The organism is Trinickia symbiotica, assembly GCF_003028655.1.
GTDB lineage: Bacteria > Pseudomonadota > Gammaproteobacteria > Burkholderiales > Burkholderiaceae > Trinickia > Trinickia symbiotica_A.
Window position 1 is genome coordinate 19,157 of the sequence record NZ_PYUC01000001.1, and the last position, 18,492, is coordinate 37,648.

The 18,492-nt window shown below is 63.7% G+C and carries 15 protein-coding genes; 4 read left to right on the forward strand and 11 right to left on the reverse strand.

The genetic code is table 11. The features are described from left to right. The first annotated feature begins 46 nt into the window (after nucleotides 1-46). Nucleotides 47-379: a DUF4148 domain-containing protein gene (locus tag C9I57_RS00095; RefSeq protein ID WP_107148638.1), complete on the forward strand. Its 333-nt coding sequence runs from the start codon at nucleotides 47-49 to the stop codon at nucleotides 377-379. Between the two features lie 459 nt (nucleotides 380-838). Next, entirely contained in the window at nucleotides 839-1,039 is a 201-nt protein-coding gene (locus C9I57_RS00100) for a hypothetical protein (RefSeq protein WP_107148639.1), read from the forward strand. 6 nt (nucleotides 1,040-1,045) lie between these two features. Here C9I57_RS00100 and C9I57_RS00105 read toward each other — a convergent pair whose 3' ends face one another. From C9I57_RS00105 to C9I57_RS00155, 11 genes are all read right to left on the reverse strand, one after another. Further along, the gene (locus tag C9I57_RS00105) at nucleotides 1,046-1,849 is read right to left on the reverse strand and encodes a COG4705 family protein (protein ID WP_107148640.1); all 804 of its coding nucleotides are present in this window, start codon (nucleotides 1,847-1,849) and stop codon (nucleotides 1,046-1,048) included. Nucleotides 1,850-2,009: 160 nt separating this feature from the next. After that, nucleotides 2,010-2,864 (reverse strand): glycine betaine ABC transporter substrate-binding protein, encoded by an 855-nt coding sequence (locus tag C9I57_RS00110; protein ID WP_440130171.1) that lies wholly within the window; start codon nucleotides 2,862-2,864, stop codon nucleotides 2,010-2,012. Between the two features lie 169 nt (nucleotides 2,865-3,033). After that, complete coding sequence (locus C9I57_RS00115; protein WP_107149201.1) at nucleotides 3,034-4,200, reverse strand: hybrid-cluster NAD(P)-dependent oxidoreductase; 1,167 nt, start codon at nucleotides 4,198-4,200, stop codon at nucleotides 3,034-3,036. Nucleotides 4,201-4,247: 47 nt separating this feature from the next. Next, the gene (locus tag C9I57_RS00120) at nucleotides 4,248-5,489 is read right to left on the reverse strand and encodes an aromatic ring-hydroxylating oxygenase subunit alpha (protein WP_107149200.1); all 1,242 of its coding nucleotides are present in this window, start codon (nucleotides 5,487-5,489) and stop codon (nucleotides 4,248-4,250) included. 71 nt (nucleotides 5,490-5,560) lie between these two features. Then, a complete protein-coding gene (locus C9I57_RS00125; RefSeq protein WP_107148642.1) occupies nucleotides 5,561-6,346 on the reverse strand; it encodes a drug:proton antiporter in 786 nt (261 codons plus the stop codon). Further along, entirely contained in the window at nucleotides 6,343-7,539 is a 1,197-nt protein-coding gene (locus C9I57_RS00130) for an electron transfer flavoprotein subunit alpha/FixB family protein (protein ID WP_107148643.1), read from the reverse strand. Before C9I57_RS00130 ends, C9I57_RS00125 begins: the two co-directional genes overlap by 4 nt. 5 nt (nucleotides 7,540-7,544) lie before the next feature. Further along, on the reverse strand, nucleotides 7,545-9,455 hold the full coding sequence (locus C9I57_RS00135) for a (Fe-S)-binding protein (protein WP_107148644.1): 1,911 nt from the start codon (nucleotides 9,453-9,455) through the stop codon (nucleotides 7,545-7,547). Between the two features lie 2 nt (nucleotides 9,456-9,457). After that, a complete protein-coding gene (locus C9I57_RS00140; RefSeq protein ID WP_107148645.1) occupies nucleotides 9,458-11,521 on the reverse strand; it encodes an NADH:flavin oxidoreductase in 2,064 nt (687 codons plus the stop codon). Between the two features lie 90 nt (nucleotides 11,522-11,611). Continuing rightward, entirely contained in the window at nucleotides 11,612-12,139 is a 528-nt protein-coding gene (locus tag C9I57_RS00145) for a DUF5943 domain-containing protein (protein WP_107149202.1), read from the reverse strand. 47 nt (nucleotides 12,140-12,186) lie between these two features. Next, nucleotides 12,187-13,158: a dipeptidase gene (locus C9I57_RS00150; RefSeq protein ID WP_107148646.1), complete on the reverse strand. Its 972-nt coding sequence runs from the start codon at nucleotides 13,156-13,158 to the stop codon at nucleotides 12,187-12,189. A gap of 15 nt (nucleotides 13,159-13,173) precedes the next feature. Next, nucleotides 13,174-14,460: a serine hydroxymethyltransferase gene (locus tag C9I57_RS00155; RefSeq protein ID WP_107148647.1), complete on the reverse strand. Its 1,287-nt coding sequence runs from the start codon at nucleotides 14,458-14,460 to the stop codon at nucleotides 13,174-13,176. 367 nt (nucleotides 14,461-14,827) lie between these two features. Here C9I57_RS00155 and C9I57_RS00165 point away from each other — a divergent pair, with 367 nt between their 5' ends. Both C9I57_RS00165 and C9I57_RS00170 read left to right on the forward strand, forming a co-directional pair. Then, nucleotides 14,828-15,847: a GlxA family transcriptional regulator gene (locus tag C9I57_RS00165; protein WP_107148649.1), complete on the forward strand. Its 1,020-nt coding sequence runs from the start codon at nucleotides 14,828-14,830 to the stop codon at nucleotides 15,845-15,847. Between the two features lie 378 nt (nucleotides 15,848-16,225). Then, nucleotides 16,226-18,484 carry a TonB-dependent receptor gene (locus C9I57_RS00170; RefSeq protein WP_107148650.1) on the forward strand — a complete coding sequence of 753 codons (2,259 nt, stop codon included), beginning with the start codon at nucleotides 16,226-16,228 and terminating at the stop codon, nucleotides 18,482-18,484. Nucleotides 18,485-18,492 lie beyond the last annotated feature (8 nt).

Here is an 18,492-nt window from a genome sequence, read left to right on the forward strand (position 1 = left end):
TGCTCATTGCCGTGAGCAGTCGCATCAGCGACCTGGAGGCACGATCATGAATATCGCTATTCGAACCGGCATCATTTGCGCAGCGCTTATCGCACCTGTCGTCACGTTTGCTCAGCAATCGAACGGACCCGCCACCCGTGCACAAGTACGCGACGACCTGCAACGTCTCGAGCAAGCGGGTTACAACCCCGCGACGGGCGAAGACCCGCAATATCCGAACGACATTCAGGCCGCCGAGAGTCGCGCGGCGCAGACCAATACCGGAATCGGCGGCGCGGCGCCCGGTGCAACGCAGTCGGGCAATCAAGCTATGCCGATGCCGACGGAAAGACCGGCCAGGCCCGCGGCGCAATGGCCGGAACCGTTGGGCGGTCAGTAGCATGTAGCCGAACACTTCCCTCGAGCGGCGAACCTCACGGTCAAGCGCGCCGGCGTGCTCGCCGCTCAGCACTGCGATGGGCGAACTCCCAGTGCGCCTGATCGCGACACCCGGCGACGTTTCGCTGCATCTCGTTCGTATCGCTCCCTGTTGCCTGTCGTCTTTTCGATTGCAGCTGTCTTCGAGTGACGAAGTCAATGCTAGGCCGCGATACGTCCGGTAGGTGAAACGGTAGTGTGGATGATGTAACGGCTCGTAACGCCAGCGCTTTGCGCTAACAACCTATAACAATACATAAGTCGTCTACCGATCGGTCCGCGTTATGCTGGCTCCCCATGCACCGCCAGACGAGAGACTCGCTCGCATCGCGTGCGCAGTGTTTTGCGTTCGAGCGCCTGTCATGCGTTGCGACGGACTCGAACCAGGACTGCTCCGCGGTCCGGCGACGGAACCCCGAACATGAAACTTGATTCCGCCACCTTCCGGCAACTGCGCCGCCTCGCTCCGATCCTCGACGACGTGCTCAACGCGCAGGAGATCGAGCACGCCGAACAGGCCGTGAATCTCGAGGCGCTCGCAGCGCTTTGCTCACAACTCTTCGACGCTTATCGCTGCCTGCATCCGCAAGAGATCGAGCGAGCGCAGCTCGAATCGCCCTAGCGACGATCATTCTGACGAGGCTGAAGCGACGCGCTTCGCGCCGTCACGCGTGAAATGCTGGATCACGACGACGACGGCCATCGCGGCCAGAATGGCAAGCGATGCGGATATGCGATCGAGCGAGAGCCCGCCCTCGGCATGCGGCTTCGTGAGCGTATCGCCCAACGTTGCGCCGAGTGGCCGCGTCAGCACGTACGCCGCCCAAAAGAGCACAGCGGTCGGGATGCGCTTCGAGAGCCCCCATGTCAGCGCAACGATCACGAGCAGTCCCCCGAACACGAGCGCGCCTCGCTCGAAACCGAGCCCGAGGCTCGTCGCCGTGAAGTCGCCCAGCGCGGTACCCAGCGTGTTCGATACGAGAATCGTGACCCAATAGAACACTTCATCGCGAGGGCGCAGAATATGCTGATATTCGATCCGCCCAGCCGTCAGGCGCCAGACCGCGAGGATCGCCAGCACGGCCACCAGAAGGATCGCCGAAGACAGGACATACCCAAAACCCGCTGTCCGATCGAAGAAATCCGACGTCGTCGTACCGACCGTCGTCGTGGCAATGACGACCGCCCAGTAGATAGCCGGATGATATTGCTTGGCGCGAATCTGCAAGCCAAGCGTGACGACGAAAAACGCAAGAAAAACGAGCGTCGCGGTGGCATAGCCAAGGTTCAGCGTCATCGACAACGCATCGCCGCCGGTCTCGCCGACCGTCGTCGCCAGGATCTTGACGAGCCAGAATACGGCCGTCGCCTGAGGGACCTTACTAGCCCATTCCGCTGCCTCTTGAGCAACTATCGATGTCTGTTCGGCCATTAGTGTTCTCCTTTGAAATTGCAGGTAGACGTCAATACCCGCTATTTTGCCGAAATGACATTAAGGCTTCCTTATCTCCTCCCATACAAAAAGGGAGGTGCGCCCCAATTCGGTGCACACCTCCCACGGGCCGTCCGACCGGCCACCCTCCGCCGCGGCGTTACTTCGCGTCGGCAAGCCAGCCATTGACCTCGTCGCCATGCGCCGCGATCCACTTGCTCGCGGCCGCGTCCGGCTTCGCGCCGTTCTCCGTCTCCAGCATCACGCTCTCGATCTGCCCCGGCTGCCATTGGAACTTCTTGAGGAATGCCACGACCGCGGGGGCCTTCTTCTCGAGTTCGGGATTGATCACGTTGTCGACGTGCTCCGAATCGCCGAAGATCTTCTTGGGATCGTCGAGGAACTTGAGTTTCCACTTCGCGAGCATCCAGTGCGGCGCCCAGCCGGTGACGACGATGGGCTTGTTCGCATGCATGTCGCGCGCGAGCTCGGCCGTCATGGCGCTACCCGAACTCGGCATGAGCTGGTAGTCGAGCTTGTAGGCCTTGATCGCATCAGCCGTCTTCATCATGACGCCCGCGCCCGCATCGATGCCGACGATACGTCCGCCGAACTCATCCTTTTCCGACTCGAGGTCCGCAATCGTCGCCGCCTTCACGTTGGCGGGCACGACGAGGCCAATCTTGGCATTCGTGAAGTTCGCGCCGAGATCGACGACTTTGTCCTTGTATTGCGCCATGTACGCGCCATGCGTGGCAGGCAGCCACGCGGAAAGCGTCGCATCGAGGTCGCCGCGCGCGACGCCGCCCCACATCACGCCCGCCGCCACGGGCACGAGCTTGACCGGATAGCCCAGGCGCTTCTCGATGATCTGGCCGGCCACGTTCGACGTCGCCACGCTGTCGTCCCAGCCTTCGACGTAGCCGATCTTGATCGTCGGTTTCGTATCGGCCGCAACGGGTAGTGCGCTCACGAGCGCCGCGCCGGCGGCAAGGGTGAGCATCAATTTCTGCATCAGTTTCATGATCAGGTCTCCTAACGATACTGGAGTGTCTACATTGAGCGGCCAATAATTTTGAAAGAGTTCGCTTTGCGACACGCGCTTGCCTGTAAACGACTTGTGCGATGCGCGCAAAGGAAAGCTGTCTGACCGGGCGGGCTTTGCTAGAGGAAACGTTGCGTTGCTATTTCTCGATCACGAGGTCGCTGAGCGGCTTACTGCAGCACAGCAGGACCATGCCTTGATCGATCTCACGTTGACGGATGCCGCCGTTGTGCTTCATGTCGACCTGCCCGGACACGAGCTTCACCTTGCACGTGCCGCACATGCCCTGCGTGCACGAGGCCGGCAGGCGTAGCCCGGCTTGGCGCGCCGCGTCGAGGACGTGCTGGTCGGCCGCGCACTCGATGTCGCGCCGGCTCTTCGCGAACGAGACGGCATAGCGCTCGGCTGACGTCGCCCCGGTGTTCGTCTCCTCCGGTTGCGCCGGCGACGACTGCGGTGGCGAGATTGCATCGCCCGCGACCGGCTCCGGCGGTGCGCCGAACGTGAAACTCTCTTCGTGATAATGCGCGTTGTCGAAACCCGCTTCGGCCAGCATATCGCGCACGGCCTTCATATACGGCGCGGGTCCGCACGTGAACACCTCGCGCTCCATGAAGTCGGGCGCAACGAGTTTCAGCAGCGCCAGGTTCAAGAACCCGGTCACGCCATGCCAGTTCGTTCGTTGTCCTATCCGTTCGCAGACGAACGAGGTGCGAAACCGTTGTTGGTTGGCCGCGATCAGGTCGAGCTCGCGCGCGAAGATGATGTCGTCCGGCGTTCTAGCGCTGTGGACGAAGACGATATCGCGGTCCTCGCCGAGCTCGTGAAACGCTCGGCTCATCGACATCAGCGGCGTAATCCCGGAGCCCGCGGAGAGGAACAGGTACTTGCCGGCGGGGCGCCGCGCGCAGGTGAACTCGCCCGCGGGCCCGAGCATCCGGACGGTATCGCCCGGGCGCAGATTGTCGTGCAGCCAGTTCGACACCTTGCCGCCGGGCACGCGCTTGACCGTGATGGAAATCGTGTGCGGGCGCGTGGGCGCCGACGAGATCGTATAGCAGCGGTTGATCGTCTCGCCCTCGATGTCGAGCTCGAGCGTAACGAACTGTCCTGGCTCGAATGCGAACGAGCGCCCTTCTCGCGACATGAAGAAAAAGCTCTTCACATCGTGCGTCTCCTGCCGGACCTGGCAACAGACGAGCGTCTCCTCGGCGTCGCTCGTCCAGCGCTCGCCAAGCCGGCTCCAGAACGCGGGCCGCGTGAGCCGGCTCTCTCCGGGCTCCAAGGTTTGCGCGTCTCGCATCATCGAAGTTACCTCTTGAATACCGTTACCGTTACCGTTGCCGATGGCCGTCATACGCCGATATGAGCGCCGAGCCGCCTGATGTACCAATCGCAAAACTTTTCGACGAGCCCTTCGGTAAAGGGCGAATAGGGCCCCGGCTCATAAGCGCTGCTCCCGATGCCGCGCTGCGAGAATTCGACGAGCGTACGGTCCTGATCGTTCGTCGCATTCCAGACGGCGGTCAGGTTCTCCACGTCGTAATCGACGCCTTCCACGGCATCCTTGTGCACGAGCCACTTCGTGCGGACGAGCGTTTTTCCGGCCGACAACGGAATCACCGAAAACGCCACGATGTGATCGCTCATGAAGTGATTCCACGAGTTCGGCTGCGTCCAGAACGAGAGTCCGCCGAGGTCCGCCCGCTTGAACTCGCCGAGCAGCTTTTTCGAGGCAACCTTTGCATCGAGCGTCTGCGATTCGCCGCCGCGATCGAGCGGCAGGCGCTGCGTCCGAAAACCGGTCACGTCCGAAAGGCGTTCGACTTCGACGGACGGAAGGCTCATCGCTTCCCATTCCGCGGCACGTTCGACGCAGGCGCGCTCGAAGGCGGCCATCCCCTCCGCGTTCGACGGGGACGGCTGGTAGCCGAAGCCATACTCATAGAGCGAGATCGTCAGCTCGGGGTGGTTCGCGACGCAGTGGTAACACTCGCGATTGTTCTCCATCGTGAGCTTCCAGTTACCCTCCTCGATGATGTCGACCTGCGCCGCGACTTTGCAATTGGGCAAATCGTGCGGAAGCAAATACGGCTCCATCGCGGCACGCATCACGTCGAAGTCGGCCGGCGGCTCTTCCGCGAGGCAGATGAAGATGAGTCCGGCGAGGTTCTGCAGGTGCACGGGCTTTAGGCTGTGCTTGCAGCGATCGAACTTCTCGCCCATGTGCTCGGCGAACATCAACGCGCCGTTGAGGTTATAGGTCCAGCTGTGGTAAGGGCACACGATGTTGCCGACGGTGCCCTTCTCCTCGTTGCAAAGACGCGCCCCGCGATGGCGGCAGACGTTGTGGAACGCGCGAATCGCCATGTCGTCATCGCGCACGATGAGCACGGATTCGCCCGCCACTTCGACCGTCACGTAGTCGCCGGGCTCGGGAAGGTCCGGCTCGACGGCCACCTGGATCCAGTGCTTGCGGAAGATCGCATCGATGTCGAGCGCGAAGATCTCCTCGCTCGCATAGAAGGGCGCCTCGAGGCTGTAGCCCTCTTTGCGCCGCTCGACAAGTTGGCGAATGTCTGCGGATACGTTCATTTCTGCTCCGACCTCGTAACGTCCCTGGTTCAAATTCGAGTGCTCGACGTGCCGGCCCTGGGGCCTCGGCATCAGTAGTCGACGAGTCGATGCTCGCGCAAATAGTCGAGGATGACTTGCGCTTTTTCGACCGAAGTTCCTTCAATTACGACGTTTCCGCCGCGGCTCTCGGTTGTCGTTGCCATCAGCATCCGCGCATGACCCGAGCGCTTCTCCGCCGCCACCAGTTTGATCGGCTTGCGTTGCGCGGGCGCGACGCGCCATTCGGCGGCCTCCATATCGCGGCGCACGGGCTTGGCCTCGGGGACAATGGCACCGTCGGGTATCCGCGCATAGGCGTAGCGAGGCTGCGTGCTCGCCTGCGGGTGCACAGCGACGACCGCGGGCAACGCGGCCTGGACACGCCGGCGCACGCCCTTCGGCATGAACTGCGTAACGGTGGCGCGCTCGCCTTCGACCGCGATATCGAGAGCCGAATCGATCAACGCATAGCCGAGTTCCGCCGCGAGGCGATAGGGGAGCATCCCCGAATCGTAGGCGCCTTCCGCGCGCGTGCCGGTGAGAACGAGCGATGTTCCACGCAGGCGTCTTGCCAGCGCTTCCGACGCATCGTCGCCCTCGCGGCACTCGAGCACGTCGATGCGCTCGGCGCCGAGCGCCAGATAGTCTTGAAGCGCCGGATCCGCAGCGTCGCCTGCGTGCAACACGTCGAGTGCGGCGTCGTGCGCACGCGCGAGCCGCCGTCCGATTTCGAGCGCGAGCGCGTCGTTGCGGCTGTAGCACGACGCCGCACTGACGCGGTGTTTCCCGATCGAAACCAGTACCGCGATTCGTCCGAGCCTTTCGGTTGCGCTCATGCCGCGACTCCTTCCGTCAGTTTCTTGCTACCGTGTGCGAGCGGTTCGCCCCCGGAGACGCCCGCCGCACGGGCGGAGGACACCGCTTCGGTCAGCGCCGCAATCGTCTCGCGCGCGTCGCCGACGATCGTCAGATTCGCGCGCTTCGCGATCGGTGCGCTCGCGTCGAGATTGACCGCTATGACATGGCGGCAATCCTTGATCCCTTGCAGGTGCTGAACAGCGCCCGAAATGCCGAAGGCGATATAGACACTTGCATTGACGGTCTTCCCGGTCGCGCCGACTTGCTTGTCGCGCGTGAAATGTCCGTTGTCGACGGCGACGCGGCTCGCGCCGATCGCGGCGCCGAGCGTGCGCGCCAAGCCCTCGAACGCCGCAATATCGGTGACGCCGTTGCCGGCCGAGACGATGAAATCCGCTTCCTCGAGCGCGACGTCGGCGGCATCCAGCTGACTCGTGCCCAGATCTCCATACGGCTTCGAATCGATGCGCCCGTCGGCCGAACCGGCTTCCTTCGCGTCCGAGACATCGATCGGTTGGCCCGCGCCTGTGAACGGCAGCTTGGCCGATACGGCATCAGGCGCGAGAAGGATGACATCGGGCCATGCCCGCGTCGCGTATTTCCTGCCCGCGTCGACGTAGGTGCCGACATGCTCGGCATCGATCTCGACAACGTGGGTTGCGATACTCGCGCGCTTGAGCGCCGCGTACCGGCGGCCCAGATCGCCATCGCCGGTCGCGTTGTCGGGCATGAGGATATGCGCCGGCTTGCAATGGGCAACGCAACGATCGAGTGCTTCAAGCTCACGATCGGGCGCGAACGCCGGGCGTCCGAGCGAGCGGAACTCGATCAGCTTGTCCGCGCCGAGCTCTGCGGCGTCGTCGTTCAGCTCGCCGAAAACCACGAGTACGACTTCGGTGCGCGCGTCGGCGACGATCGCCGCCGCGGCGACGGCCTGCCGTGCAGGCTCGTCGAGCGCGCCGCGATCACTATGGGCCGCGACGAGCAAGACGCGCTCTGGATTGACGATTGCACGGCGCGGCTTCGCCTGCGCCTGCCCGTGGATCGGCAGCGGCAGCGCGCCGTCGACCGCTGCCCCCGCGACGAATGCCTCGCCGAGCGTGATCCGCTTGAGTCCCGAGCGGGTGATCGTGAAGGGCCGGCGCGGGTCGATTCGCTTGATCGTATTCATCGCGCTTACTCCAGTGCGGCCGCCACGAGCTCGGCGACATCGAGTACTTCAGGCCTCGGCCCGACGACGCCTTCGAGCATCGCGGTACAGTTCGGGCAGCCGACCGCGACGACTTCGGCACCGATCGCCCGCGCGTCGGCCATGCGGATATCGGGAATCCGCGCCTTGCCCGGGATGTCCGTCAACGGCGCGCCGCCACCGCCGCCGCAGCAGCGCCCGCGCATGCCGTGGCGCTCCATTTCGACGACCTTGATGCCGATCGACTTCAACGCGCGCCGCGGCGCTTCCGTTTCGCCGTTGTAGCGGCCCAGGTAGCAGGGATCGTGATAGGTGATGCGCTTATCCGCCAGCGCGGCCGATGCCTTCGCCGAAAGCTTGCCTTTCTCGACGAGCTCGGCGATGAGCGAAGTATGGTGCTGCACGGTGTATTGCCTGCCGAGCGCGCGGTATTCGTTGCGCAAGCTGTGCATCACGTGAGGATCGGCCGTCACGATCCGCTTGAAGCTCAGCGTGTCGAGCGTCGAGATCAGGCGCTTCGCCATGCGCTGGAACGTCGCTTCGTCGCCGAGACGCCGCGCCACGTCGCCCGTATCGGTCTCGCGCCCGCCCAGCACCGCATAGTCGACGCCGGCCTCGTTGAGGATCTTGACGAGCGCTCGCAGCGTGCGCTGATAGCGCATATCGAACGCGCCTTCGCCGGCAACGAGCAGGATCTCTACCGTCTGCCCCGGCGCGGCGACACGCGCGTTCAGGTCGACGGCCCAGTCATAGCGCGCGGCAATGTCGTATCCACCGGCGCTGCCCGTCTCGCGCAGATTCGCGAGCACTTCGGGCGCTTTGCCGGGCAAGTCGCCCTCCGTCAGCGTGCGGTTGCGGCGCATATCGACGATCGCATCGACGTGCTCGATCAGCATCGGGCACTCCTGCACGCAAGCGCGGCAAGTCGTGCACGACCAGAGCGTATCGGCTTCGATCAACGCCGAGACGATCGGCAGGTCCGGCTTGCCGCCGTGCTTGCCGAGCGGAATGCCGGGGCTCGGGCTGCCGGCGTACTGGGCATCGGTGCCGCCGACCATCCCGGTCACGAGGTCCTGGATCAGCTTCTTGGGGTTCAGCGGTTGGCCCGCGGCGAACGCGGGGCATGCCGCCTCGCACTTGCCGCATTGCACGCAGGCGTCGAAGCTCAGCAGCTGATTCCAGCGGAACGTGGCCGGCGTCGCGACGCCGTATTCGCGCGCCTGCAGATCGGGCGTCTTCAGTGCCGTCGGCGGGAACGCCTCGGCATCGCCCGCGCCGAAACGCTCGCGCCGCGGGTGGAAAGCGAGATGCATCAGCCCAGCGAGCGCGTGCTTCATCGGGCCGCCTCGCGCCGCGCCGAACGTCATGGCGAATGCGCCCGTCGCGATCAGCAGAGCGATGACGACGGCGAGCGCACCCGACATCGCCGCTGCCGGCAACAAGGTCAGCAGCGCCAGGCCGATGGCGAACGAGCCGAGCAACCAGGGAAGCGTATTCCACGGGCCGCGCGAGAGCCTCGCCGGAATCGCGCTCGCATCGCGCCGGCGGCGCCAGACGAACACGACGCCGACCAGCATCGCCAGTGCGGCGACGGCGATCAGCCTGTCGAGCCACGGCGAATAGATCGCCAGCCCATAGTTGACGAAGACGAGCGCGAGTGCGGCGATTGCGCCGCCGGCCGTCGCCACGTGCGTGCGGGCGATATACGGATCACGCGCCACGACATGGTGAAGGTCGACGAAATATCGTTTAGGTATCCTCAACAAGTCGGTCCAGCCGTACATGCCGGCCGGCGTGGCGCGTCCGAGACGCCAGTACGACGCGCGGCGCGCGAGTGCGTAAGCGAGGCCTGCCATCGACAGCCAGAGCAGCCCCGTGATCATGAACGCCGGGCTCATGATTAGAAGTCCTTACAAAGACGAAGCGAGTCGTAGATCGCGCCGTGGATGTTGTGCATCGAGATGCAATCGCCGACACGGAAGAGCAGGAAGCGGCCGTTGCCAAGCGTTTCGGCAAGGCACGGCTGCGGTTCGGCCGCGAACAGCTTGTGAACATCGACCTGGCCGCGATTCAACGATTCCGCCTTGAGCTTCCAGTAGAGCGCGTCGTTCGGCGTCGAGCCGTTCTCGATCACGACCTGATCGACGGCGCGCTCCTCCAGTTCTTCCGTATACTCGTTGCGCAGCACCGCGATCTTTTTGCCGTCTTCCTCGTACACGCGGTCGAGCCAGTAGTTCGGTGTATGGATCACGCCTTGCGCATAGAGGCGCCGGTAGAAGATCGGGAAGGTCGTACCGCCGCAGTCGTCCGCCACCTTCACGTCGGGCGTCACGATCTCGACCTTGGAGCCGCGGCTCGCGATAAAGTCGGCTACGCCCGCGCCCGCGTGGGTGCTGACGCCGTCGTAGACGAGCACGTTCTGCTTGAGTTCGACGCGGCCCGACAGCACGTCCCATGAGCTGACCGCGAGCCCGTCGGCGACACCCCATGCGGGCACCTGATCGGAGAATGCACGGCCGCCGGTGGCGAGCACGATGATGTCCGGCTTCTCGGCCATGATCGTCTTGTCGTCGGCTTCCACGCCGAGACGCCGATCGACGCCAAGGCGTTTCGTTTCCATATCGAACCAGCGCACGATGCCCGCCATTTGCTCGCGCTGCGGTGCCTTCGAGGCGAGCATGATCTGCCCCCCGACTTCCGTGCTCTTTTCGAAGAGGACGACGTCGTGGCCGCGCGAACGCGCGACGCGCGCCGCTTCGAGACCCGCGGGGCCCGCGCCGACGACGACGACTTTGCGCTTCGGCCCGCGCGATTTCTCGATGACGTGCGGCATCGTCGCCTCGCGCGAAGTCGCGGCGTTTTGCACGCAGAGCACGTCGAGCCCGTTGTACTGGCGGTCGATGCAGTAGTTCGCGCCGACGCACTGCTTGATCTCGTCTTCACGGCCGTCGCGGATCTTGATGACCATGTGCGGATCGGCGATCTGAGCGCGCGTCATGCCGACGAGGTCGATCATGCCGCTTGCGAGCAGCCGCTCGGCCTGCCCCGCGTCGCGGATGCTCTGCGCATGCATCACGGGAACCTTGACGACGGACTTGATGCCCGCCGCCAGATGCACGAACGGCTCGGGCGGCAGTGCCATCGGCGGCATGCAGTTCGCGAGCGTATTGTGCGTGTCGGCGCCGGAACCAATGACGCCGAGGTAATCGATGAGTCCCGTTTCGGACATCGCTTGCGCGATCTCCTTCAACTGATCGTGATCGAGACCGTCTTCATGGAACTCGTCGCCGCACATGCGTAAGCCCACGACGAAGTCCTTGCCGACGGCCTCGCGCACCGCCTGCAGCACCTCGACGCCGAAGCGCAGCCGGTTTTGCAGACTGCCGCCCCACTCGTCCGTGCGGAAGTTCGTGCGCGGGCTCCAGAACTGGTCGATCAAATGCTGGTGCGCGGCCGAGATCTCGATACCGTCCATGCCGGCTTGCTGCACGCGCTTGGCTGCCGCGGCGAAGTCGCCGATGATGCGGCGGATCTCCTCGACCTCGATGATCTTCGCGTTGCCGCGGTGCACGGGCTCGCGCACGCCCGACGGCGACATCAGGTGGGGCCAATGCTCGCCATGAAATGCGGAGCGGCGGCCCATGTGCGTCGCCTGGATCATGATCTTCGCGCCGTGACGATGCATCGCTTCGGCGAGGCGCGATAGCGGATCGATGATCTTGTCGGTCGAGAGATTGACCGATTTCCACCAGCCCTGCGGGCTATCGATCGAGACGGGGCTCGAGCCGCCGCACACCGCGAGGCCTACGCCGCCCTTCGCCTTTTCCTCGTAGTAGCGGATATAGCGATCGCCGGGCAGCCCGCCCGGCTCCGCATAGACCTCCGCGTGCGCCGTGCTGACGATACGGTTGCGCAGCGTGAGCGTGTTTAACGTCAGCGGCTTGAACAGATTGGGGTAGCGCATCTCGATCGACCTCTAATGCAATTTCCAGGCGCCGTGTCGTGGCGCTCTACGCGCTTTACAGCTAGCTCAACAGCTATTCCCGCGCTTGGCTCAGGCGAGCGGCGAGACCTCGAACACGCAATGATCGTGGCCCTCGCCCGCGCATTGCGTTTCCTTCGATTGCGAACGCGGTCCGCGCGCGCCGGCGCTCGTATCGTTGACCCAGTCCATGGCGCCCGCGAACCAACCGGCAAACATGTAGCAAAGCTTGCCGCGCTTGTCGGGTTGCGCGAGCACGAACGAAGAGTGCCGCAACTCGATTCGTGCATGGGCGCGCGACGGATCGGCTTCGATGACCTTGAAGAGCCCCCATCCGCGTTGCGACAGGCGCTTCAGGTAGTGCTCGAAGACCGCCATGCCCGCGAGGCCATGCTGCTTCGCTTCCTTGTCGCACCAGTGATAGGCCGACTTGTAGCCCGCGCGATAGAGGATTTCCGCATAGGTTTCTCGGCCCAGCGCCTCCTCGACGGCAACGTGGTTGTTCGTGAAGAAGTGACGCGGCACGTAAAGCATCGGCAGCGCGTCGGTAGTCCAGACGCCCGTCTCGGGATTGACGTCGATCGGCAGTTGCGGTTGCATGAAGTGGCCTTGTTGAGAAAACGAATCGGGAAACGTGCGATGCGGCGTCAGGCGCCCCACACTTCGCGGAAGACGCGCACCCAGTTCTCGCCCATGATCTTGCGGATGCGCCCCTCGCTCCAGCCCGCGCGCTCCATCGCGGCGGTCAGGTTCGGGAACTCGCCGATCGTGCGAATGCCTTCCGGGTTGACGACTTTGCCGAAGTTGGTCAGGCGGCGATAGCGGCCCTTGTCGTGCGTGAGCCAGTCGAAGAAATCGACGCTATAGCCCTGCGTGAAGTCTGTGCCGATACCGACCGCGTCCTCGCCCACGACATTGACGACGTAATCGATTGCCTCGATGTAATCGTCGATCGTCGCGTCGATGCCGCGCTTCAGGAACGGCGCGAACATCGTCACGCCGACGAAACCGCCGGCATCCGCGATCTCCTTCAGCTGAGCATCGCTCTTATTGCGCGGATGCTCCTTGAGCCCGGATGGCAGGCAGTGCGAATAGCAGACGGGCTTCTTCGAGAACGCGATGGCCTCGGACGACGTATTGCCGCCGACATGCGACAGATCGACCATGATCCCGACGCGATTCATCTCGGTGATGACTTCACGCCCGAAGTCCGAAAGCCCGCCGTCACGCTCGTAGCAGCCGGTGCCGACGAGGTTCTGCGTGTTGTAGCAGAGCTGGACGACGCGAACGCCCATATCCGCGAACGCCTCGATGTAGCCGAGGTTGTCCTCGAACGCATGGGCGTTCTGAAAACCGAGGATGATGCCCGTCTTGTTCTCTCGCTTGGCTCGCGCGATGTCGTCCGTCGTGCGCACGAGCGTCAGAATTTCGCTGTGCGCGCGAATCTGTTGCTTCATCTGCGCAATGTTGTCGACCGTCTTCGCGAAGCTCTCCCAGACGGACACGGTGCAGTTCGCGGCCGTGATGCCGCCTTTACGCATGTCCTCGAAGACGGACTGATCGAACTTCGAGATATTGAGGCCGTCGATGATGATGCTGTTCTCGTGCAGAGTGGACATCGCTTGCTCCGGTTCTTAGACGCGTGAGGGATAGATCGGGAAGCGCTCGCAAAGCGCGAATATCTCGCGGCGCACGCGCTGCTCCGTTTCGGCATGGCCGTCCGGGTGATGCGTCAGCGCATCGAGTACCTCGAGAATGAGGCGGCCGATCTGACCGAACTCCGCCACGCCGAATCCGCGCGAAGTACCGGCCGGCGTGCCGAGGCGAACGCCCGATGTCACGGTCGGCTTTTCCGTGTCGAACGGAATGCCGTTCTTGTTGCAGGTGATGCCGGCCCGCTCGAGCGCGACTTCGACTTGCGTGCCCTTCAGTCCCTTGGGACGCAAATCGACGAGCAGGAGGTGATTGTCGGTGCCGCCCGTGACGAGATCGACGCCGCCCTCGCGCAACACGGCGCCGAGCGCCTGTGCGTTTGCGAGCACGCTGTCGATGTACTGCTTGAAGCTCGGCTCGAGCGCCTCGCCGAACGCGACGGCCTTGCCGGCGATCACGTGCATCAGCGGTCCGCCTTGCAGGCCGGGGAACACCGCCGAGTTGATCTTCTTCGCGATGTCTTCGTCGTTCGTCAGCACGAACCCGCCGCGAGGGCCGCGCAGCGTCTTGTGCGTGGTCGATGTCACGACGTGGGCATGCTCGATCGGATTCGGATGACGGCCGGCCGCGATCACGCCCGCGATGTGGGCCATGTCGACCATCAGCTTCGCGCCGACGCTGTCCGCGATGGCACGAAAGCGCGCGAAGTCGAGTACGCGCGGGTAGGCCGAGAAGCCGGCGATGATGAGGCTCGGCTTGTGCTCGCGGGCGAGCTCCTCGATCCTGTCGTAGTCGATGCGCATCGTCTCGCGATCGACGCCGTACTGGACGGCGTTGAACCATTTGCCCGACAACGCGGGCTTCGCGCCGTGCGTGAGGTGGCCGCCCGCATCGAGCGACATGCCGAGAATCGTATCGCCCGGCTTCGCGAGCGCGAGCATGACCGAGCCGTTCGCTTGCGCGCCCGAATGAGGCTGCACGTTCGCATAGCCGGCGTTGAAGAGCTTCTTGACGCGCTCGATGGCGAGCGCTTCGACTTCGTCGACGAACTCGCAGCCGCCGTAGTAGCGTTTGCCCGGATAGCCTTCGGCGTATTTATTGGTCAGTACGGAGCCTTGCGCTTCGAGCACCGCGTGAGAAACGATATTTTCCGAGGCGATCAGCTCGACCTGCGATTGCTGGCGCTCGAGTTCCTTCAGGATGGCGCCGCGGACGCGCGAGTCGCGCTCGGCGAGAGTCTGCGTGAAAAACGACTGTGTGTTCGACATGACGTTTCCGTAGTGGGGTCCTGCGCAGCGCCGCGCCAGGCTTGGCTTGACTTGGGGCGCCGCCGGCTTTCGTTGACGACGGCTCTATTCTTGTCGTTCGCCTTTGGCGGGGATTGATGAATTCAGACGCGTTCTTTGCCTTTTACGACACATACGTCCGTTTTGGACAAGTCGCCGCCACGCACCACGGCGGCGCCGCTCATGCGCCCAGCCGAAGCGCCTCGCGCACGATGGCAGTGCAGCATGCGGCTCCGGCCCTTATGCCGGTTAGGGTTAAGCCGTATGGCATGCTTGTTGCCACGAATCGGACAATGCAAGAGCCGAATCCCCACATCGGCGGCAACACCGAGGATCGAAGGAACGCCCCATGTCAACCGACCGTACCGCGTCGCTCGCGAAGTTCGCGTTTATGGCTCTGCCGAACTTCACGATGATCGCGTTCTCGAACGCGATCGAAGTGCTCAGGATGGCGAACTATCTGAGCGGAGAGACGCTTTATCGCTGGTCGGTCGTCAGCCCCGACGGTGGGCCGGTCACCGCCAGCAACGGGCTTTCGGTCGAGACGGTCCCGGTCAGCTCGCTCGAGCAAGTTCCCGACGTCGTGTTCGTCTGTGGCGGCATCGACGTTCAGCATTCGACGACGCCGGCGCACCTTTCGGAGCTGCGCCGCTTCGCGCGCTCGGGCGTCGTGCTGGGCAGCCTCTGCACCGGCACGTATGCGCTCGCGCGGGCCGGGCTGCTCGACGGCTATGCTTGCGCGATCCACTGGGAGAACATGTCCGCGCTGAAAGAAGAGTTCCCTGGAACGCGGTTCTTGAAGGAGCTTTTCGTCATCGATCGCGATCGCGTGACCTGCACGGGAGGCGTCGCCCCGCTCGACATGATGCTGCATCTGATCGCGCCGCGTGTGGGCACGGCGCGCGTGACCCAAATCGCGGAGCAGTTCATCGTCGAACACGTGCGCGATCCGAAGGCGCAGCAACGCATGCCGCTCGTGGCGCGGCTCGGCTCGGCGAACAAGTCGCTCTTCGAAGTGATCTCGCTGATGGAGAGCAACATCGAAGAGCCGCTCTCGCGCGAGGAGCTCGCGAGGCTGGCGAATATGTCGCAGCGGCAACTACAACGGCTTTTCCGCGAGCATCTCGGGATGACGCCGACTCACTACTACTTGACGCTACGGTTGCGGCGCGCGCGCGAGCTGCTGCTGCAGACCGACATGTCGATCATGCATATCACGATGGCTTGCGGGTTTCAGTCGGCTTGTCATTTCAGCAAGAGCTATCGCGACGCGTTCGGAACCGCGCCGACGCGCGAGCGCCGCAAGCAAGTCGCGCCGCTCGCGACCGGCGGCGTGGCGATCGACAAGGGCCTCGCATTCCACGCCTGAGGCTATCGCGCGTCTCTCGCAACGTACGGCCTGGCGCCTGTCGGCAACGCAAAAAGAGACCCTCGCATAAGTGTCACCGCAAGGGCGGACCGTTGAACGGCCCGCTCGCTCGCCCACCCAGACTTCCCGCGCGTAGGTTCCGCTTCCCGGTCGCAAATCCGCAATCGGCGTAGCGCCTTTCCGACCTCAACCTGCGCCCAAGCGCGCCGCCTCGGCGAACCCGACTGCTCGCCCCGTATCAAGCCAACGCCTTTTAAAATTCTTACGAATGCTATTGCTAATGATTCCTATTTCGATTACTGTTCACCCGTCTTCACCGAGACGTGTGCAGACCCGCAAACGTCCGCATCGATCACCAAGAAGAGGAAATCCATCGTCATGCAGTGGCATCGCAGCGCCAGGGCCAGCGCCATAGGTTGGCCAGCATCTTCGTCGGCGGCCTCGCCTTCGCCGATTCCATCGCGGCTCTCGACGGCCGTTCGCCTTCTGTTCGCCGGGGCTCTCGCCGCCGGCTTCGCGCAAAGCTATGCCCAAACCGCTGCGGAAGCCACCGAGGAGGCGGGCGCGACGAAGAAGATACAGACCGAGCATGCATTGCCGGCGGTCGTCGTTCGTGCCCAGGCATCGACGGAATTGCCGCCCGCATTGCCGGGCGGCCAGCTCGCGCAAGGCGGACAGTTAGGACTCCTTGGCAATAAGCGCGTCGCCGATACGCCGTTCAGCGTGACGAACTATACGTCGCAAACGATGGAAGACGAGAACGCCACCACGCTTGCGGAAGTCGTCGGCAAAGACCCTTCAAGCCGCTTCACCGGGCAGATCGGCGGCGTGACCGATTCGTTCTACATCCGCGGTTTTCCGATCAACGAAGGGAACATCAGCGAGATCGCATTCGACGGTGTCTATGGCGTTTCGCCCAACTACCACCTCTTCACCGAATACCTCGAGCGCGTCGAAATACTCAAAGGGCCGGGGGCGCTCTTGTACGGGATGTCGCCGGGGAGCGGCGTCGGCGGCGTGGTCAACGTCGTCCCCAAACGCCCGCTCAACAAGGACTTGACGCGCGTCACGCTCGACTATGCTTCGGAGTCCCAAATAGGCGAATCCGTCGACCTGAGCCGCCGGTTCGGCAGCGACCGGCAGTTCGGCATTCGTTTCAACGGCTTGCATCGACAAGGCGACACGGCCCTCGACAATCAAAAGTCGCGAGCGGAAGTCGGCCACTTGTCGCTCGATTATCAAGGCGAACGCTTGCGCGCGTCGCTCGACCTGATCGAGCAATACCAGTGGGTCGATGCGCCCACGCGGCCGTTCCTCGTCGCGCCGGGTGTCCCGGTGCCGGACGCGCCCGATGGCCGCCGCAACGTCAGTCAGCCATGGGGTTGGTGGAAAGCCAACGAAATGTCGACGCTGCTGCATGCCGAATACGACGTCAACGATGCTATGACGGTGTTCGCCGACGCAGGCGGCGCGAAAACCGATGTCGCGCGCTTCTCGGACCAGACGCCGACGATCCTCGATGCACTGGGCAACACGTCGTCGACTCCGTTCAATGCCAACTTCCAAGTCAACCGGTCAACCGCGGATACGGGTGTACGCGCCCGCTTCGATACGGGGCCCGTCAAGCATGCCGTCGTGTTCCAAGCCAGCGCCTATCAGGACCGCGTCGCGAGCGCGAACAACACGGGCCGTGCCATCCTTTCGAACATCTATTCGCCGGTTGCGAGCGCCGAGCCGAACGTGGCCGCGCCAACGCGTGTGCCGAAGATATCGGCGTCCACATTGACCGGCCTCGCGCTCGCGGACACATTGAGCGCATTCGACGAACGCGTCCAATTGACGCTCGGCGTGCGGCAGCAGCATGTGCAATCGGACAACTTCAACGCGACGACGGGGGCTCGCTCCTCATCGTATAACGACAGTGCCGTCACGCCGCTCGCCGGCATCGTCGTGAAACCTTGGCGGAACATCTCGCTCTACGCGAATTACATCGAAGGCCTGAGCAAAGGCGATATCGCACCGGTTACGGCTTCGAATGCCGGACAGGTGTTCGCACCGTACAAGACGCAACAGCAGGAAGTCGGTGTCAAGGCCGAGTTCGGCGGCGTTCTCGCAACGCTCGCGGCGTTCAGGATCACGAAGCCGAGCGGACAGTTGTTCGGCACGACGTTCGCTGTGGACAGCGAACAGCGCAACCAGGGCATCGAGCTGAACGTCTCGGGCGAGCCCATCAACGGCGTGCGGCTGCTCGGCGGCATAACCTGGATCGATGCCTCGCTCACGAAAACGAACAATCCGGCAACGGTCGGAAACCGCCCCGTCGGCGTTCCGGGTTGGATGGCCAACGCGGGCGCCGAATGGGATACCCCCTGGATCAGCGGCCTGACGCTGACGAGCGCCGTCAACCTTACGGGCCGCGAGTACATCGATCAAGCCAATACGCAGTCCGTCCCCGCGTGGACGACATTCGACTTCGGCGCGCGCTACAAGACGAAGATTTATGGCAAGTCGACCACATGGCGCGCCGGCGTGCTCAATGCGTTCGATCGCCGATACTGGGCAGGCGTTGCATCGTTCGGCACGATTTCGCTCGGCGCGCCGAGAACGGTCTTCATGTCCGCCTCCGTGGACTTTTGACGACATCG

Bases quoted from the DNA above. Each gene is read 5' to 3' on its own strand.
- C9I57_RS00150 (WP_107148646.1), bottom strand. From the start codon at position 13,158: ATGTCCACTCTGCACGAGAACAGCATCATCATCGACGGCCTCAATATC.
- C9I57_RS00095 (WP_107148638.1), top strand. From the start codon at position 47: ATGAATATCGCTATTCGAACCGGCATCATTTGCGCAGCGCTTATCGCA.
- C9I57_RS00110 (WP_440130171.1), bottom strand. From the start codon at position 2,864: ATGCAGAAATTGATGCTCACCCTTGCCGCCGGCGCGGCGCTCGTGAGC.
- C9I57_RS00115 (WP_107149201.1), bottom strand. From the start codon at position 4,200: ATGATGCGAGACGCGCAAACCTTGGAGCCCGGAGAGAGCCGGCTCACG.
- C9I57_RS00145 (WP_107149202.1), bottom strand. From the start codon at position 12,139: ATGCAACCGCAACTGCCGATCGACGTCAATCCCGAGACGGGCGTCTGG.
- C9I57_RS00165 (WP_107148649.1), top strand. From the start codon at position 14,828: ATGTCAACCGACCGTACCGCGTCGCTCGCGAAGTTCGCGTTTATGGCT.
- C9I57_RS00140 (WP_107148645.1), bottom strand. From the start codon at position 11,521: ATGCGCTACCCCAATCTGTTCAAGCCGCTGACGTTAAACACGCTCACG.
- C9I57_RS00135 (WP_107148644.1), bottom strand. From the start codon at position 9,455: ATGAGCCCGGCGTTCATGATCACGGGGCTGCTCTGGCTGTCGATGGCA.
- C9I57_RS00130 (WP_107148643.1), bottom strand. From the start codon at position 7,539: ATGAATACGATCAAGCGAATCGACCCGCGCCGGCCCTTCACGATCACC.
- C9I57_RS00100 (WP_107148639.1), top strand. From the start codon at position 839: ATGAAACTTGATTCCGCCACCTTCCGGCAACTGCGCCGCCTCGCTCCG.
- C9I57_RS00120 (WP_107149200.1), bottom strand. From the start codon at position 5,489: ATGAACGTATCCGCAGACATTCGCCAACTTGTCGAGCGGCGCAAAGAG.
- C9I57_RS00155 (WP_107148647.1), bottom strand. From the start codon at position 14,460: ATGTCGAACACACAGTCGTTTTTCACGCAGACTCTCGCCGAGCGCGAC.
- C9I57_RS00125 (WP_107148642.1), bottom strand. From the start codon at position 6,346: ATGAGCGCAACCGAAAGGCTCGGACGAATCGCGGTACTGGTTTCGATC.
- C9I57_RS00105 (WP_107148640.1), bottom strand. From the start codon at position 1,849: ATGGCCGAACAGACATCGATAGTTGCTCAAGAGGCAGCGGAATGGGCT.
- C9I57_RS00170 (WP_107148650.1), top strand. From the start codon at position 16,226: ATGCAGTGGCATCGCAGCGCCAGGGCCAGCGCCATAGGTTGGCCAGCA.